2 protein-coding genes are annotated in these 977 nt (G+C 45.1%); one reads left to right on the top strand and one right to left on the bottom strand.

Annotated features, from left to right (window positions below; genetic code table 11):
• On the top strand, positions 1-618 hold a 618-nt coding region (locus A4S05_RS38325), incomplete at its 5' end, for a pyridoxamine 5'-phosphate oxidase family protein (protein WP_069074929.1).
• Between the two features lie 17 nt (positions 619-635).
• Here the strand turns inward: A4S05_RS38325 and A4S05_RS42495 are convergent.
• The coding region (locus A4S05_RS42495; RefSeq protein ID WP_176727238.1) for a hypothetical protein at positions 636-977 on the bottom strand (342 nt) is incomplete at its 5' end.

Genomic DNA, 977 nt, shown 5'->3' with positions numbered 1-977 from the left:
GCAAACTATGAAAGCGACACCATTTATCAAATATTGGATGAAGGATTAGTCTGCCATGTAGGTTTTGTCGCAGATGGACAGCCTTTTGTGATCCCTACAGCCTATGGACGAGTTGAGGATACCTTATATATCCACGGTTCACCTGCTAGTCGAATGCTGCGAACCCTGCAACAAGGTATTGATGTTTGCGTAACAGTGACTTTAATTGATGGGTTAGTATTGGCACGCTCGGCGTTTCACCACTCAATGAATTATCATTCAGTAGTTGTATTTGGAAAAGCAACACTGGTCGAAGATGCAGAGCAAAAATTAGCTGCCTTGAAAGCATTTACAGAACACGTTATTCTTGGACGGTGGTCGCAAGTGCGATCGCCTTGCCATAACGAATTAGCCAGAACTATAGTCCTATCTTTACCGCTCACAGAAGCATCAGCAAAGATTCGCACTGGTGGGCCCATTGATGATGAAGCGGATTATCAAATACCTGTATGGGCAGGAGAAATTCCCTTAAAATTGACGGCGGCTGTACCCATAAACGATCCCAAATTACATCCACATATTGAAGTACCTGCAAATCTGAGCAACTACGCTAGACCACAAAAACTTATTCAATATTAAGCGGGAGCTTTATTGGTCTAAGCCGCTTTGAGCCAATCACAGACCACAGACTTACACCCCCAAGCAAAGTTAACCCAAACTTGCCACTGCCCCAGGTATGCGTTCCAGTAAGGCTCACCATCAGCAACGCCAACAGCCTCGCCAACCTTGGAGATTAACTCGCTGTAGGAAGAGCCAATACTGTCCAAGCCTTGCTGCAATTTCAGTTTCAGCCCTTTCCAGGCTTGTCCTTGGGGGCTGGACACTACCTCTTCTAATATTTGAGAGGTTGTGTCAATCACTGGTGTCGATAAAACTATATTATTAGTGACTGACACCAACTCACTGTAGGATGCTTCATCCCGATTTAACCACTGCCC

Origin of the sequence: Nostoc sp. KVJ20, assembly GCF_001712795.1 — a bacterium.
Lineage (GTDB): Bacteria > Cyanobacteriota > Cyanobacteriia > Cyanobacteriales > Nostocaceae > Nostoc.
This window is presented reverse-complemented; position numbering and strand designations above follow the sequence as displayed.